The sequence below is a fragment of the Streptomyces sp. NPDC053673 genome (assembly GCF_055585225.1).
Genome location: NZ_JBVJKN010000003.1, coordinates 215,772 through 230,536, shown reverse-complemented (window position 1 = coordinate 230,536; position 14,765 = coordinate 215,772). Strand labels below are relative to the sequence as shown.

Here is a 14,765-nt window from a genome sequence, read left to right as displayed (position 1 = left end):
CTGGTCCGCGGTGGCGTGGGCGCGTGGGTGGGGACGGGCGTGGCAGGTCCGTGGGGACCGGGAGGGCCGGCCGGTGGGCGGGAGCCGGTCCCTCCCGGTCAGCTGGACGTCAGCCGGTGACGGGGCCGAACTCCTTGCGGGTGTCGAGGGGTTCGCCGAACAGGACCCACCGTTCTCCCTGGAAGCGCACGAGTTGCATGGTCTCGATGGGGAATCGGTCCTTGGCGCCCGTGTTCAGAGCGACGCCCGGGAGCAGCATGTCCACCTTGACGTCCTTGAGCTTCTGGATGGAGTCCCTCAGCCCTTCTCGCGTCGGGCATTCCATGGCGTCGAGGGCTTTGTGCAGGCTGGAGGCCACGGCCCAGCCGTAGGCGTTGAACTGGATCGAGGGATCGGTGTCCGGGGCGTACTTCTTCATGGCCGCACGGTAGGTCTGCATCTCCGCGTCATTAGCCCACTGGGGGTCGGCGGGATCCTTGAAGTAGGTGGCCGAGACCACGTTCTGCACGTTCTTGAAGCCGACGGGCTTGAGCACGCTGGTCGACGCTGAGACGCTGTTGACGATGTGCAGCGGGTTCCACTTGGAGTTCTTCGCGTCCGCGGCCAGGGCCTGGCTGCCGAACTTGGGCGTGGTGATGTTCAGCAGCACATCCGCCTTGGAGCGGGCGAGGCTGGTCATCTGGGCCGAGACGGACGGGTCGGTGACCTCGTAGCTCTCCTCGGCGACGACCGTGACGTCGCTGCCCTTGACGGCCTGCTTGAAGCCGCCGAGCAGGTCCTTGCCGAAGTCGTCGTTCTGGAAGAGCACGGCCACCTTGGCCTTCGGCCTCTCCTTCTTGAGGTGGTCGGCGTACATCCGGGACTCGGCGACGTAGTTGGGCTGCCAGCCCATGGTCCACGGGTGCTGGGTGTCCGTACCCCACTTGGAGGCGCCGGTGGCCACGAACGGCTGTGGCACCTTCTGCTGGTCGAGGTAGTCCCACACGGCCGAGGTGGAGGGCGTTCCCAGCGTCTGGAACACGGCGAAGACCTTCTCCCGTTCCACCAGTCTTCGGGCTTCCTCCACGGCCTTCGGCGGTTGGTAGCCGTCGTCACGGACGATGAACTCGACCTTGCGGCCGCCGATACCGCCCTTCTCGGCGTTGACGTACTCGAAGTAGGCGCTGACGCCGTTGCTGATGGTGCCGTAGGCGGAGGCCGGCCCGGACATCGGGTAGATGCCGCCGAGCTTGATGCTCTTGTCGGTGATACCCGTGGTCTGCTGGCCCTTGCAGGCGCCGTCGGCCGAGGCCGCGGCGTCTTCCTGACCCCGTTGACTGGAGCAGGCGGTGGCGGTGAGCAGGGCGGCGATTCCTGCGGCGGCTGCCCGCAGGGCGGTGGTGTGGCGCATCCGGATCATCCCTTTCCGGTGGTGGGCGGTGCGGTGAGGGGCTGGGGATCGGGCTGGAGGTCGGGCTGTGGGGGACCGGGCGGTTCCGCGGGGGAGGCGGGTTCCGGTCGGCGGCGGGTGCGGCGGAGGCGTTCCGCACGCCGCCGGACCCCCTGCCGGGCGCGGGCCGCCAGGCCGGCCAGGCCGGTCGGGGCCACATACATGACGGCGATGATCAGCAGGCCGAAGACGACTCCCGGCGCGGCCGGGCTGATGTCCTGCGCCAGATTTGGCACATACATCACGAAAGCGGCGCCCAGCAGTGGCCCGTACCCGGATGCCAGGCCACCGACGACGAGGCCGGCCAGCAGGGTGATGGACAGGTTGATGCTGAAGGAGTCAGGAGACACGAAGCCGATCACCCAGGTGTACAGGCACCCGGCGGCACCTGCGAGCATCGCGCTCCAGGCGAAGGCGAGCGTCTTGTGGAAGGAGAGCCTCACCCCCATCACCTCCGCCGCGGTCTCGTTCTCCCGGATGGCGAGCAGCGCCCGGCCGACCCGCGAGCGCACCAGGTTGCGGACGACCAGCAGCGTGACCGCGGCGACGGTGAGGGTGAGGAAGTACAGCCACTGGTCCTCGGCCAGGCCGGTCCAGGAGGGCGGCTGCGGCTTGGGGACGGTCAGGCCCATGGAGCCGCCCGTCACGTGCTCGAACCGCTTCAGCAGCGGCGGCAGGAACACGGCGAACGCCAAGGTGACCAGGGCCAGGTAGAGGCCGCGGAGCCGTAGCGCGGGTACCCCGAAGCCCAGACCGAGGAGGAAGCATCCCGCGGCCGCGACCGGGAGCGTCGCCAGATGGCCGGTGGTGGACCGGTCGAGCATGACGGCCGCCGTGTAGGCGCCCACGGCGAAGAACGCGCCGTGTCCGAGGGAGATCTGCCCGCCGTAGCCCACCAGCAGGTTCAGGCCCGCCAGCACGATCGCGTACACCAGCACCATGGTCAGCTGGAAGACCCGGAACGGGGCGAAATAGTAGGGCGCCGCGAGCAGGGCGGCCGCGATGACCAGCGCCGCGAGCGGACGTGCCCGGCGCGCGGTGCGCGACGCGCTCTCGGTGATCTGTTCTCCCGTGGTCATGCCCTCACCACCGCCGCCCGGCCGAACAGCCCCTGGGGACGTACCAGCAGCACCACGAGAATGATCAGCAGTGGTACGCCGATCTTCAGGTCGGCGCCGACGAATCCGACGTAGGCCCCGGCCAGGGTCTCGGCGACGCCCACGACCAGGCCGCCCGCCACCGCGCCCACCGGGCTGTCGAAGCCGCCGAGGGTGGCTGCGGCGAAGGCGTAGATGAGAACGCCGCCCATCATGTTGGGCTCCAGGAACAGCAGCGGGGCGACCAGGACGCCCGACAGTGCGCCGACTGTCGCGGCCAGCCCCCAGCCGAGCATCAGTACCCGGCCCATCCGGATGCCGGAGAGCCTGGCCGAGGCGGGATTGGCCGCGACCGCCCGCATCACCAGACCGGTCCTGGTGTGCTGGAACAGCAGGTACAGCAGTCCCATGACCACGGCGACGACGCCGATGACGCCCAGCGTCGACCAGCCGATGCCGACCCCTGCCAGGTCGAGGCCGCCGTCGGGGAACGGCTGGGGGAAGTCCTTCACGGTGAATGACCAGATCAGGCCCGCGGCCGCGTTGACGAAGATGAACAGGCCCACGGTGACGATGACGACGGTCAGTTCGGGCGCTCCCTCGACCGGCCGGATGAGCAGGCGCTCGATGAGCATGCCGCCCGCGAAGGAGACCGCGAGCGTGACCGGCAGGGCCAGCCAGAACGGCATCCCCGAGGCGACCAGCTGCCACGCCACGTAGGTGGAGATCATGGCGAGTTCGCCCTGGGCGAAGTTGACGATGCCGGTGAACCGGTGGATCAGGACCAGGGCCAGTGCCAGGCTCGCGTAGATCGAGCCGGCACCCAGTCCTTCCACGACCTGCTGGAGGAATTCGGTCAGCACGCGCATCACCCGCCTTGCCGGGCCTGGACGGAGATGCCGAGGTACACCTCGGCGACCTGGCCGTCCTGGCGGATCCGATCGGCCGGGCCCGACAGCACCAGGCGGCCCGACTCCAGTACGTGCGCCTGGTGCGCGATGTCCAGCGCAAGCTGGGCGTTCTGCTCGACGACGACCACGGTCGTGCGCTCCTCCTCGTTGACGGTACGGACGATCCGGAACAGCTCGCGGGTGACGAGGGGCGCCAGGCCCAGCGAGGGCTCGTCCAGGAGCAGCAGCGCAGGACGGAGCATCAGCGCCCTGCCGATCGCGAGCATCTGCTGCTCGCCGCCGCTGAGGCTGCCCGCCGCCTGCCGTGAGCGCTCGCGCAGTTTGGGGAAGTAGCCGTAGACCCGCTCCAGGTCCGCTGCCACCGCAGCCCGCTCGTTCCTGGCCCGACGCCCTCGCCGGTGGCGCAGATACGCGCCGACGCGCAGGTTCTCCTCCACGGTGAGGTCGTTGAACGTGCCCCGGCCCTCGGGGACGTGTGCCACACCGAGCCGGGCGGCCTGTTCGGGGGAGCGGCCCAGCAGCTGGGCGCCGTCCAGCGTCACCGATCCGCGTCCCCTGACCAGGCCGCTCATCGCCCGCAGGGCTGTGGTCTTGCCCGCGCCGTTGGGCCCGAGGATCGCGCAGACCTCGCCCCGGCCGACGGAGAAGCCGAGGCCGTGCAGGACGCGGGCCTGTCCGTAGCCGGCGTGCAGGTCCGACACCTCGAGGAAGTCCGGTGCTATGGGTTCGCCGGCGGGAGACTCCTTCACCTGCTCGCTCATGCCGCCGCTCCCAGGTAGGCCTCGATGACGGCCGGGTCACGCTGCACCTGTTCCGGCGGCCCGTCGGCGATCTTGCGTCCGAAGTCCAGGCACACCACGCGATCGCACAGTCCCATCACGAAGCCCATGTGGTGCTCGACCACGACCAGGGTGAGGTCGAAGTCCTCGCGCACCCCCCTGATCAGCTCGGCGAAGACCTCGACCTCGCCGTGGCTGAGGCCGTTGACAGGCTCGTCGAGCAGCAGCAGCCGCGGCTCCACGGCCAGAGCCCTGGCCAACTCGACCCGTTTGAGCGTGCCGAAGGGCAGCCCTGAGGCGGGATGGTCCGCGACGTCGGCCAGGTCCAGCCGCTGCAGCAGCTCCTTCGCACGGGAGCGCAGCCGCGCTTCCTCACGCCGCACCTGCGGCAGCCGCAGCGCGGCGGCGACATACCCGGCGCGGCCCCGGTGGTGAGCGCCGACCATCACGTTCTCCCGGACCGTGAGGTGCTGGAACAGGCCCAGGTTCTGGAAGGTACGGGCGATGCCGTGCCCGGCCACGGCGTGCGGTGGCAGGGACAGCAGGTCCTGACCCTCGTAACGCACCGTGCCTTCGTCGGGCGTGCACCGCCGGGTCAGGCAGTTGAAGAGCGTGGTCTTGCCCGCTCCGTTGGGCCCGATGAGGCCCACGGCGGTGCCCTGTCCGACGGCGAATCCGACGCCGTCCAGAGCGGTGATTCCGCCGAAACGCATGGTGATGCGGTCAACCTCGAGCATGGGCGTCGCCCTTTCAACAAGGTCCCTGGGTGAGTGGGCGAGCGTCACAGTAGGAGGGCCCGTTCTGCACGGGCATTGGGTGCGAGCACTCAACTTCGAGGTCGCCGCCCTGTGCGCCGCGCACAGTCCGGCGTGAAAAACCGGTCCCCACCCTGTTGACTGGTCACGATTGGGCGACGACGATCCCGGCATGTACCGCGCGATCGTCCCGAACGTGCCCCCGCTGACCGAGCAACTGCACAACGAACGGCTGCGGATCCTGCACGCCGTGAAGGAGCGCGTGGAGCAGGTGACGGAGTCCGCGCTTGCAGTGATGCGCGCCGAGATCCCCGCCTACGCGGTGCAGGACGAGCACTTCTTCGAGGACGTGCGCCACCAGGTGCTCTTGCACTACCGGGTCCAGCTGGCGCTGCTGGCGGGCGAGCGGAGCTTCGCCCCCGAGGAGCTGGCCTTCAGCCGGGCTGCGGCGATGCGCAGGGCGCGCGCCGGGTTCGCGCTGGAGGACTTCATCAGCGCGTTCCGGGTCGGCCGACAGGTCTTCTGGGAGGCACTGCGCGACTGCGCGGGTCCGTCGGCCGCCGGACAGGATGCCGTGCTCACCCTGGTCGCCCCGCTGATGCGGTACATGGACTTCGCCAGCACCCAGGCAGCACAGGCCTACCTGGAGTTCCAGCAGCACGTCGTGGCCGACGCGGACCGCGAGCGCAGGGACCTGCTCGAGCAACTGCTCGCGGGCCACATGCCGACCCGGGGGCCTCTCCTGGCCGCAGCACAGGCATACGGCATCGGCGCGCACGTGCCGATGATGGTGGTCGTGGCGGTCGGTGTCGACGGCGCCCGGCACGGGGGAGCGGACACGGCCGCCGAGAGCGGATACATCACCAGCGCGGCGATCTCCGCCGCCGGCGTGCGGGCCGCCAGAGTCCTGGTGGTCGTGCGGCACAGCGAGGTCGTGGCCGTGCCGGTGCTGCGTACGGGCACCGAGCCGGACGAGATATGCGCGCGCTTCGAAGAGGCACAGCGGCACCTGGCCCGGGACGGAACGGTTCTTGCGATGGGGATCAGCACGGTGGCCGGGGGCGCGGCGGAGCTGCCGCGGGCCTACCAGGAGGCCAGAGCCGCCCTGGAGTTCGTCCCCAGCGGGGGAGGGGTGGCGGCGCTGCCGCGGCTGTCTCCGTTCCAGTACCTCGCCCTGCGCGCGGACGACATCGCCCGCCAGCTGGTCGACCCGCGGATCAGTGCCCTGCTGGACGAGGACGTCCGGCGCGGGGGTGCGCTCGCGGCCACGGTACGGGCGTTCGCCGACGCGGATCTGAACCTGCGGCTGGCAGCGGACCGGCTGCAGGTGCACCACAACACGGCGCACTACCGGTTGCGCCGCATCGAGGAACGAACCGGGCGCAACCCCCGCCGGATCGACGATCTGCTGGAACTGCTGGTCGCTCTCGCCATCCGCGACGCGGCCGGGGAATCGGAGGATGTGCAGTGAGCCGGACCCATCCGGAGCGGACGGCCGGCTCAGCGGAGACGCCGGCGAAGACCGCGGCAGAGGGGGCGGAGGCCGCGGCGGAGACGACGGTGCAGACGCCCGCAGAGGCTGCGGCCGCCGCGGAGGTCTCGGCGCGGCGCGCGTTGCTGGACGCGGCGCTCGATGTGTTCACCGAGCGCGGCTACACCAACGCGAGCGTGACGGAGATCGCGGCGCGTTCGGGGATCCGGGTCGGCAGCCTCTTCCACCATTACGGGGGCAAGAGAGGGCTGTACCTGGCGTTGTGGGAGGAGTTCCAGGAGGAGCAGGAGCAGCGGACCGCGGCGGTGATCGCCGCAGCGCGCGGGCAGGGCGTGACCGACCCGATCGCGCTGTTCCTCGCGGGGGCGAGGGCGTATCTCGAGGGCGCCTGGCTGCACCGGCGTATCGGCAGGCTGCTGCAGCAGGAGGACGGCCCGGTCGGTTTCGACGCCCTGCGGCGGCAGTGGGACCGCTCGTGGGTACGGCGCAACGCCAGGCTGCTCGAGGTGGATGAGACGCGGCGTGCCGGCCGTGTCCGGGGCGTCGTGCTGACCACGGTGATCGGGGGTGCCGCCAAAGAGCTGAGCGACTGCGCGGACATGGCCGAGGCTCAGGAGATCATCGAGGAAGTCTGCGGAATCCTGGCGCACTTGTCGAAACCGCTGGGCTGATCGGCGGCCGTCCCAGGGACCCGCGCAGGCGTCGTACAGGCCTTCCGGGCGGGTTCGGTTACTGAAGGTACGTGTAACTTCCGGAACCGGCCGGGTACTGACAGCCGGGCAGGAGCGCGGGCAGCGGACCTCAGACGGATGCGGAGGGTGACTCGCCGACGACGTCTTGTCCTGCGCGGTGCGCCCCTCTAAGCTCCCGAACCGAACGTCGTTCGGCATTGTCGAAATGCCGCCCGGCTCATCCTTCACCTGTTCGCCCTGGTTCCACGGTGGCCGCCCGTGAGCCTGAGGATCGTGGTCGACATCCCTCTCCGATCGAGGAGATCAGGACCCACAAGGGCTGAGCACGTCACTGCGTCACGGCTCGGACACCGAGTCGTGCCCTGGCAGACACCGACCCGGTCGACTGCCCCTGCGGTGACGCGTCGCCCTCACCGCGGCATGCAGCCAAGAGGAGTTGATGTCGTCATGACCAGTCCCTTTGAGCCGTTCCCAAGACCACCGTCGTACGGCCGTGGCCCCTACGAGCACAGGCCCTACGCGGAGCCGGACGTCCCGACGGACGTCGAACGGTTGCGCGCGGAGCGCCGCTCCAGGATCCTCCCCGTTGCCAGCGCCGTGGTCGGCTTCTATCTGCTCAACGCCCTTCTGGCCAATGTGGCCGGCGGGCTGATGGCTGTGAGGCTGGTCGGCCACCTGAACCTCGGGCTCGCTCTGGCGCTCCTGCAGTGCGCCACCACGCTCCTCGTGTGCCGTTGGTACGCGCGTTACGCCCGCACCACCCTGGATCCGTTGGCCGAGAGTGTGCGGGCCGGGCTCGAATCAAAAGGGAGGCTTCGGTGAGCGCCTCTCTGCTTTCCGCCCAGATCACGCACGACGGAACAACCCTGATCGTCTTCGCGGTCTTCGTCGTCAGCGTCATTCTCATTGCCTTGTGGGGTGCGGCGGACAGTGACACCCCCCGCCGCTTCTTCGTCAGCGGCCGCGAACTGCCATCCGCGCGCAATGGGATAGCCCTGTTCGGCGACTTCATCTCCGCAGCGACGCTTCTTGGCACTCCGGGGCTGATCGCACTGGCCGGTTTCGACGGCATCCCGTATCTGGTGGGGCCCGTCGTGGTCTGGGCCGTCATTCTGCTGGTGGTCGCCGAGCCGTTCCACAACACCGGCAGCTATACGGTGGGCGACGCGCTGGCGCGCCGGCTGCGGCCGCGGCCCGTCCATCTGGCCATGGGCCTCGCCACGTTGGTGATCTCGCTGGTCTACCTCACCGCCCAACTCGTGGGTGCGGGCGCGCTGGCAGCACCTCTGCTGGGCATATCGGGCGAGGCGGCCCAGAACTGCCTGATGGTCTTCCTCGGCATCCTGATGATCATCTATGTGGCCATCAGCGGTATGCACGGCGCGACGCTCGTACAGTTGCTCAAGGCGGCCGTCCTCCTGGTCGCGAGCATCTTCCTGGCCGTCCTGGTGCTGGCGAAGTTCGGTTGGAACCCCAGTGACCTGCTGGGAACCGCGGCCCGCCGCAGCGGCGTCGGGGAGAACTTCCTCGCCCCCGGCGCCCGCGCCCAGGGGACCGGTACCGAGACGCTGGACAGAGTGAGCCTCCAGCTCGGAGCCCTGATCGGCGCCGCCGGACTCCCACACCTCCTGATGCGCATGTGCGTGGTGCCCTCCGCGCGCGCTGCGCGGCGTTCAGTGCAGTGGACGGCGGTTCTGACGTGCGTGTTCTGTGTGACCGCGGGGATTCTGGGATTTGGCGCGGCGGCAGTGCTCGGCCCGGAGACCATTCTCGCCGGGAGCCCCTCGGGAAACACGGCGACCCTGCTGCTCGCCCACTCCGTAGGCGGGCCGTGGATGCTCACCGTCATGGCTTGCGTGGCGTTCGCCACGATCCTGGCCGTGGTGGCGGGCATCGCCCTCGCCGCAGCGACGTCTGTGGCCCACGACATCTACGGTGCGGTGCTCAAACGGGGACGCGCGACCGAGGAGAAGGAACTGATGGTTGCCCGCTGGGCGGTCGTGCTGATCGGTTGCGCGGCGGTGGGTCTGTCCCTGCTCGCCGAGCGCCTCAATGTCTCCTTCGCCGCCGGGCTGGCGTTCTGCGTCGCGGCTTCGACGATCCTTCCCGCGCTGCTGTACGGCCTTTACTGGCGGGGCTTCACCACCACCGGCGCGCTGTGGAGCATCTACGGCGGACTGTCCTCCTCGGTGGTCCTGGCCGTGCTGTCCCCGGCGGTTTCGGGAGGCCCGACCGCGCTGTTCCCGGACATGGACTTCAGCCTGTTCCCGTTGCAGTACCCGACCATCGTCTCTGCCCCCCTTGGCTTCCTCCTGGGTTGGCTCGGTTCGGTGCTGGCGAAGGACAGGCCGGACCCGGCCACGTACTCCGTGCTCGAGTTGCGCACGCTCGCGAGCGCGGACGACACCCCTCCGCCCCGTACTCCAGGAGCACATTGACGTTGTCGCGGGTCAGGGGGCGGTTGGGTGAGTGTTGTGGGGTGATGGCCCGTCAGTACCCCCCTTAGGCCGCGTGCCGCACCCGCAGACTGTTCACCGCACGTCGCAGTTTGGCCGTGCGCTTCGCGAGCCCGGCCGCCTCGGGGCCCTCCGTGCTGCGCAGTTGCAGCTCGATCTGGGCGAGCTCTTCGGCGATCTCCGCCAGCAGATCCTCCGGTCCCGCCGCCTCCACGGGCGCCCGGTCGGTGACCAGAAGCCGCCGCAACTGCTCGGCCTGCATCGCCAGCTGGCGGTTCTTGCGGTCCAGGTCCAGGAAGACGCTCACTTTGGTGCGCAGCACCCAGGGGTCGAACGGCTTGGTGAGGAAGTCGGCGGCGCCGATCGCGTACCCCCGGTAGGCGTAGTCCGTGTCGGCGTCGGTACCGGTCAGCAGGATGATGGGCACGTCCTTGGTCTGGTCGAGGCGCTTGATGTTGGCGGCGGTCTCGAAGCCGTCCATGCCGGGCATCAGGACGTCGAGCAGTACGACGGCGAAGTCCTGGCGCAGCATCGCCTTCAGCGCCTCCTCCCCGGAGGAGGCGCGTACCAACTGCTGGTGGAGGGGGCCGAGCACGGCCTCCAACGCGATGAGGTTCTCCTCCATGTCGTCGACGAGGAGGATGCTGCACTTGTCAGGGGCGGTGGTGGTCATGGCCTCTGCCTCGGCGATTCTCGTCATCGTCATGGGCATCGCCACGACCGTCGGCTTCGGCGATCGTGGTCTGTGCCTCGGCGGTTTCCGGACGGGGATGCTGCACCTGCGCCTGCTCGGGTTCGCGCGCCGGCTTCGGCTTCGGCGCCGAGGGCGCGCCGTGCGGGTCGAGCAGGTCGCAGATGACCGACAACAGGTGGTCGATGTCCACGGGCTTGGGTACGTAGTCCGAGGCGCCGCTGTCGATCGCCTTGGCGCGGTCTCCCGGCATGGCCTTGGCGGTCAGCGCGATGATCGGCAGATGGGCGAGGCGCGGGGTGCCCCGGATGGCTCGCATCGTCTCGTAGCCGTCCATCTCGGGCATCATGATGTCCATCAGAACCAGCGACACATCGGGGAACCGCTGCAGAACCTCGAGGCCCTCGCGGCCGTTCTCCGCGTATTTCACCGTGATACCGACGCGGCCCAGCACATGCGTGAGCGCGAAGACGTTACGGATGTCGTCGTCGACGATGAGGATGAGACGTCCGGCCAGCACCCGCCCGGGGCGTCCGCTCAGCCACTCCTTGAGCCGTGTCGTGTCCGGCCAGGCGTCCTCCCGGACCTCCGCGGGTGCCACGGTGCCCCAGCCGACCAGACTGTCCGGACTGCCGATCACGGTGTTCGGCGCATAGTCGGCGGCGGCCCGCACCGGCTCCGGCTGCGTGGGGAGCGTGGGCGGAGGAGAAGCCGGGGCAGACGCGGCAGCCGGGGCAGGTTCGAGCTCGGGAGCCGCGGCAGGGGGGCCCGTCACCCGCAGTGCCGCCGCTTCCGGCGTGGCCGCGGCGCCGGGGTAGCGTGCCGGAACGTAGAGGGTGAACCGGGAGCCGACCCCCAGCTCGCTCTCGGCGACGATCCGGCCGCCGAGCATCCCGGCGATCTCCCGGCTGATGGACAGGCCGAGACCCGTACCGCCGTACTTGCGGCTGGTGGTGCCGTCGGACTGCTGGAACGCTTCGAAGACCACCGGAAGCTTCTCGGGCGGAATGCCGATCCCGGTGTCCTTGACCGAGAAGGCGACGACGTCCTCCGCCCTCTTCAGGGTCTCCTCCTCGAAGCGTTTTCCCGACACCCGGTCGACACGCAGCTCCACGCCACCGGAGGTGGTGAACTTCACCGCGTTGGACAACAGATTGCGCAGGATCTGCTGGAGCCGCTGTTCGTCGGAGAACAGCTCCTGTGGCACGTCGTCGGCCACCGCGATCTCGAAGCTCAGCCCGCGGTCCACGGTCAGCGGGTGGAACGTCGCGTGCACGTAGTCGAGCAGCTTGTTCAGCGGCAGCTGCTTCGGGTGCACGTCCATCCGGCCCGCCTCGATCTTCGACAGGTCGAGGATGTCGCTGATCAACTGGAGCAGGTCGGAGCCGGCGCGATGGATGGTGGCGGCGAACTGCACTTCCTGCTCGGACAGATGACTGTCGGGGTTGTCGGCGAGGAGTCGCGCCAGGATCAGCAGCGAGTTGAGCGGAGTGCGCAGCTCGTGCGACATGTTCGCCAGGAACTCCGACTTGTACTGCGAGGCGGTCGCGAGCAGCGCCGCCTTCTCCTCCAGCTCGGCATTGGAGCGCTGCAGCTCGTCGGAGCGCATCCGCAGCTCGGCGGTGAGCCGCTGCGACTCCGACAGCAGCGACTCGGTACGGGAGTTGGCGATGATGGTGTTGATCGAAACACCGATGGTGTTGGCGAACTGGTCGATGAAGGCCAGGTGCACGTCGCTGAACCTGCTGAGCGAGGCCAGCTCGATCACTCCGAGTACCTTGTCCTCGAAGAGGATCGGCAGGATGACGACGCTGTGCGGGAGCGCCGAGCCGAGCCCGGAGTTGATGGTGATGTAGTCGGGCGGGGCGTCCGTGATGATGATGCGCTGCTTCTCCTGGGCGGCCTGGGCGATGAGGCCGCGGCCCGGTGTGCCGGTTCCGGGGAGCGGTCCGCGACCGCCGGCCTGGTCGGTGCCGTACCCGGCGATGAATTCCAGGCCCGCGCCGGGCAGTGCTCCGGCCTCGGACAGGAAGAACGCGCCGAACTGCGCGTTCACCAGCGGCGTCAGCTCGCGTAGGATCAGGTCGGCGACCTCCACCAGGTCGCGGTGGCCCTGCATCAGAGCGGCCATACGGGTGAGGTTGGACTCGAGCCAGTCCTTGGCGCGGGTGGTCTCGCGGAGGTTGGCCACCATGAGGTTGACGTTGTTCTTCAGCTCGGCGACCTCGCCCTGTGCCTCGACCGCGATGGAGCGGGACATGTCGCCCTGGGTGACCGCGCTGGCCACCTCGGCGATGGCGCGCACCTGGGTGGTCAGGTTCAGGGCCAGCTCGTTGACGTTCGTGGTCAGCCGCTTCCACGTCCCGTAGACGCCCTCGACGCGGGCCTGACCGCCCAGCTGCCCTTCGCTGCCGACCTCGCGGGCGACGCGGGTGACCTCGGAGGCGAACGAGGACAGTGTGTCCACCATCGTGTTGATGGTCGTCTTCAGCTCCAGGATCTCGCCGCGTGCGTCGACATCGATCTTCTTCGACAGGTCGCCCTGGGCGACGGCGGTGGCGACCTGGGCGATGTTGCGTACCTGGGAGGTGAGGTTGTCGGCCATGAAGTTGACGTTGTCGGTGAGGTCCTTCCAGACGCCGGAGACGCCGCGGACCTGGGCGCGGCCGCCGAGCCGGCCTTCGGTGCCGACCTCGCGGGCGACGCGGGTGACTTCGTCGGCGAACGCCCGCAGCTGGTCGACCATCGTGTTGATGGTGTCCTTCAGTTCCAGGATCTCGCCGCGTGCGTCGACCGTGATCTTCTTCGACAGGTCACCGTCGGCGACGGCCGTGGTCACCTGGGCGATGTTGCGTACCTGGGAGGTCAGGTTCAACGCCATGAAGTTGACGTTGTCCGTCAGTTCCTTCCAGACGCCCGAGACGCCGCGGACCTGGGCCTGGCCGCCCAGGTTCCCCTCGGTGCCGACCTCGCGGGCGACGCGGGTGACTTCGTCGGCGAACGCGGACAACTGGTCGACCATCGTGTTGATCGTCGACTTCAGCTCCAGGATCTCGCCCTTCGCCTCCACGGTGATCGTCTTGCTGAGGTTGCCCTGGGCGACGGCGGTGGCGACCTGGGCGATGTTGCGAACCTGGGAGGTGAGGTTGTCGGCCATGAAGTTGACGTTGTCGGTGAGGTCCTTCCAGACGCCGGAGACGCCGCGGACCTGGGCGCGGCCGCCGAGCCGGCCTTCGGTGCCGACGTCGCGGGCGACGCGGGTGACTTCGTCGGCGAACGCGGACAACTGGTCGACCATCGTGTTCACGGTGCTCTTGAGCTGCAGGATCTCGCCGCGTGCGTCGACCGTGATCTTCTGGCTCAGATCGCCGTTGGCGACGGCCGTGGTCACCTGGGCGATGTTGCGTACCTGGGAGGTCAGGTTCGAGGCCATGAAGTTGACGTTGTCGGTCAGGTCCTTCCACACCCCGGAGACGCCCGGTACCTGGGCCCGGCCACCCAGCTGCCCCTCGGTGCCGACCTCGCGGGACACCCGGGTCACCTCGTCGGCGAACGCCCGCAGCTGGTCGACCATCGTGTTCACGGTGAGCTTCAGCTCCAGCAGCTCGCCGGTCGCCTCGACCGTCACCTGCTGGGTCAGATCCCCGCGCGCCACCGCGGTGGTCACGACCGCGATGTCGCGGACCTGCGCCGTCAGCCGCGAGGCCATCGTGTTGACGGCCTCCGTCACGTCACGCCAGTCGCCGGACAGGCCCTGCACCTTGGCGCGCCCGCCCAGTCGGCCCTCGGTGCCGACCTCACGGGCGACCCGGGTCACCTCTCCGGTGAACAGCGACAGCTGGTCCACCATCCGGTTCACGCCCCGCCCCAGGCGCCGCAGGTCGCCGCGGAGCTGGCGGGTCTCGTGGTGCAGCTCGACCCGCTGGGTCAGATCGCCGTCCGCGACCGCGTCGAGCACGCGCGTCGCGTTCGCGACCGGTGTGACCAGCGCTTCGAGCAGGGAATTGGTGGCGTCCACGCTGGTGGTCCAGGCGCCCTGTCCGGGGCTCGCCGCGATCCGCTCGTCCAGCCGGCCCTGCCGGACGACTTCGCGGCGCACCCGCTGAAGCTCCGAAGCCAGATGCGCGTTCCGCGCGACGATCTGGTTGAGAACTCCCGCCATCTCGGCGAGCAGGCCCTCGTGCGATCCCTCCACGCGTACGGTGAAATCGCCGTCACACAGAGAGTTCATCGCTGTGAGCAATGGGCGCAATTCGGCCGGGCGCACCCACTGCCCATCCGGGGCGGAGGTCGGTTGACCTGTGCGTTCAGGTGATTCGTCGAATTCCCCGGACGAGGTGGTGGGGAAAACGGAATCGGGTGCGGCCGGGTCGAGCGCCATGAGCACCCCATTCACAGAAATCCGTACATATGGGCATCTTGATCGCCTTATTAGGTTACATTGGGTGCTCTGAATGTCGAAG

General features: G+C 69.1%; 11 protein-coding genes. 4 read left to right on the top strand and 7 right to left on the bottom strand.

Annotation, left to right across the window (positions count from 1 at the left end; all coding sequences use genetic code 11):
- Positions 1-109: 109 nt before the first annotated feature.
- From ACZ6ZQ_RS06780 to ACZ6ZQ_RS06760, 5 genes are read right to left on the bottom strand one after another with little or no spacing between them, the layout of a single operon-like run.
- Positions 110-1,390: an ABC transporter substrate-binding protein gene (locus ACZ6ZQ_RS06780; RefSeq protein WP_469767486.1), complete on the bottom strand. Its 1,281-nt coding sequence runs from the start codon at positions 1,388-1,390 to the stop codon at positions 110-112.
- Positions 1,391-1,395: 5 nt separating this feature from the next.
- The gene (locus tag ACZ6ZQ_RS06775; protein ID WP_469767485.1) at positions 1,396-2,508 is read right to left on the bottom strand and encodes a branched-chain amino acid ABC transporter permease; all 1,113 of its coding nucleotides are present in this window, start codon (positions 2,506-2,508) and stop codon (positions 1,396-1,398) included.
- On the bottom strand, positions 2,505-3,389 hold the full coding sequence (locus ACZ6ZQ_RS06770; protein ID WP_469767484.1) for a branched-chain amino acid ABC transporter permease: 885 nt from the start codon (positions 3,387-3,389) through the stop codon (positions 2,505-2,507). The genes ACZ6ZQ_RS06775 and ACZ6ZQ_RS06770 overlap by 4 nt, the downstream gene beginning before the upstream one ends.
- Positions 3,390-3,394: 5 nt before the next feature.
- Positions 3,395-4,198 (bottom strand): ABC transporter ATP-binding protein, encoded by an 804-nt coding sequence (locus ACZ6ZQ_RS06765; RefSeq protein ID WP_469767483.1) that lies wholly within the window; start codon positions 4,196-4,198, stop codon positions 3,395-3,397.
- The gene (locus ACZ6ZQ_RS06760) at positions 4,195-4,953 is read right to left on the bottom strand and encodes an ABC transporter ATP-binding protein (protein ID WP_469767482.1); all 759 of its coding nucleotides are present in this window, start codon (positions 4,951-4,953) and stop codon (positions 4,195-4,197) included. The genes ACZ6ZQ_RS06765 and ACZ6ZQ_RS06760 overlap by 4 nt, the downstream gene beginning before the upstream one ends.
- A 190-nt stretch (positions 4,954-5,143) precedes the next feature.
- Between ACZ6ZQ_RS06760 and ACZ6ZQ_RS06755 the strand changes: the two genes are divergently transcribed.
- From ACZ6ZQ_RS06755 to ACZ6ZQ_RS06740, 4 genes are all read left to right on the top strand, one after another.
- The gene (locus tag ACZ6ZQ_RS06755; RefSeq protein WP_469767481.1) at positions 5,144-6,442 is read left to right on the top strand and encodes a PucR family transcriptional regulator; all 1,299 of its coding nucleotides are present in this window, start codon (positions 5,144-5,146) and stop codon (positions 6,440-6,442) included.
- A complete protein-coding gene (locus ACZ6ZQ_RS06750) occupies positions 6,439-7,134 on the top strand; it encodes a TetR/AcrR family transcriptional regulator (protein WP_469767480.1) in 696 nt (231 codons plus the stop codon). The genes ACZ6ZQ_RS06755 and ACZ6ZQ_RS06750 overlap by 4 nt, the downstream gene beginning before the upstream one ends.
- 468 nt (positions 7,135-7,602) lie before the next feature.
- The gene (locus ACZ6ZQ_RS06745) at positions 7,603-7,977 is read left to right on the top strand and encodes a DUF485 domain-containing protein (protein WP_469767479.1); all 375 of its coding nucleotides are present in this window, start codon (positions 7,603-7,605) and stop codon (positions 7,975-7,977) included.
- Positions 7,974-9,593 (top strand): solute symporter family protein, encoded by a 1,620-nt coding sequence (locus tag ACZ6ZQ_RS06740; protein ID WP_469767478.1) that lies wholly within the window; start codon positions 7,974-7,976, stop codon positions 9,591-9,593. Before ACZ6ZQ_RS06745 ends, ACZ6ZQ_RS06740 begins: the two co-directional genes overlap by 4 nt.
- 64 nt (positions 9,594-9,657) lie before the next feature.
- Here ACZ6ZQ_RS06740 and ACZ6ZQ_RS06735 read toward each other — a convergent pair whose 3' ends face one another.
- Both ACZ6ZQ_RS06735 and ACZ6ZQ_RS06730 read right to left on the bottom strand, forming a co-directional pair.
- Positions 9,658-10,317, bottom strand: a complete 660-nt coding sequence (locus ACZ6ZQ_RS06735; RefSeq protein WP_469767477.1) for a response regulator — start codon at positions 10,315-10,317, stop codon at positions 9,658-9,660.
- Complete coding sequence (locus ACZ6ZQ_RS06730) at positions 10,265-14,533, bottom strand: HAMP domain-containing protein (protein WP_469767476.1); 4,269 nt, start codon at positions 14,531-14,533, stop codon at positions 10,265-10,267. The genes ACZ6ZQ_RS06735 and ACZ6ZQ_RS06730 overlap by 53 nt, the downstream gene beginning before the upstream one ends.
- Positions 14,534-14,765: the final 232 nt, after the last annotated feature.

What these genes read in the sequence shown, in the direction of transcription:
- ACZ6ZQ_RS06780 (WP_469767486.1), bottom strand. Translation starts at nt 1,390, where the DNA reads ATGCGCCACACCACCGCCCTGCGGGCAGCCGCCGCAGGAATCGCCGCC.
- ACZ6ZQ_RS06775 (WP_469767485.1), bottom strand. Translation starts at nt 2,508, where the DNA reads ATGACCACGGGAGAACAGATCACCGAGAGCGCGTCGCGCACCGCGCGC.
- ACZ6ZQ_RS06765 (WP_469767483.1), bottom strand. Translation starts at nt 4,198, where the DNA reads ATGAGCGAGCAGGTGAAGGAGTCTCCCGCCGGCGAACCCATAGCACCG.
- ACZ6ZQ_RS06760 (WP_469767482.1), bottom strand. Translation starts at nt 4,953, where the DNA reads ATGCTCGAGGTTGACCGCATCACCATGCGTTTCGGCGGAATCACCGCT.
- ACZ6ZQ_RS06755 (WP_469767481.1), top strand. Translation starts at nt 5,144, where the DNA reads ATGTACCGCGCGATCGTCCCGAACGTGCCCCCGCTGACCGAGCAACTG.
- ACZ6ZQ_RS06745 (WP_469767479.1), top strand. Translation starts at nt 7,603, where the DNA reads ATGACCAGTCCCTTTGAGCCGTTCCCAAGACCACCGTCGTACGGCCGT.
- ACZ6ZQ_RS06735 (WP_469767477.1), bottom strand. Translation starts at nt 10,317, where the DNA reads ATGACGATGACGAGAATCGCCGAGGCAGAGGCCATGACCACCACCGCC.
- ACZ6ZQ_RS06730 (WP_469767476.1), bottom strand. Translation starts at nt 14,533, where the DNA reads ATGAACTCTCTGTGTGACGGCGATTTCACCGTACGCGTGGAGGGATCG.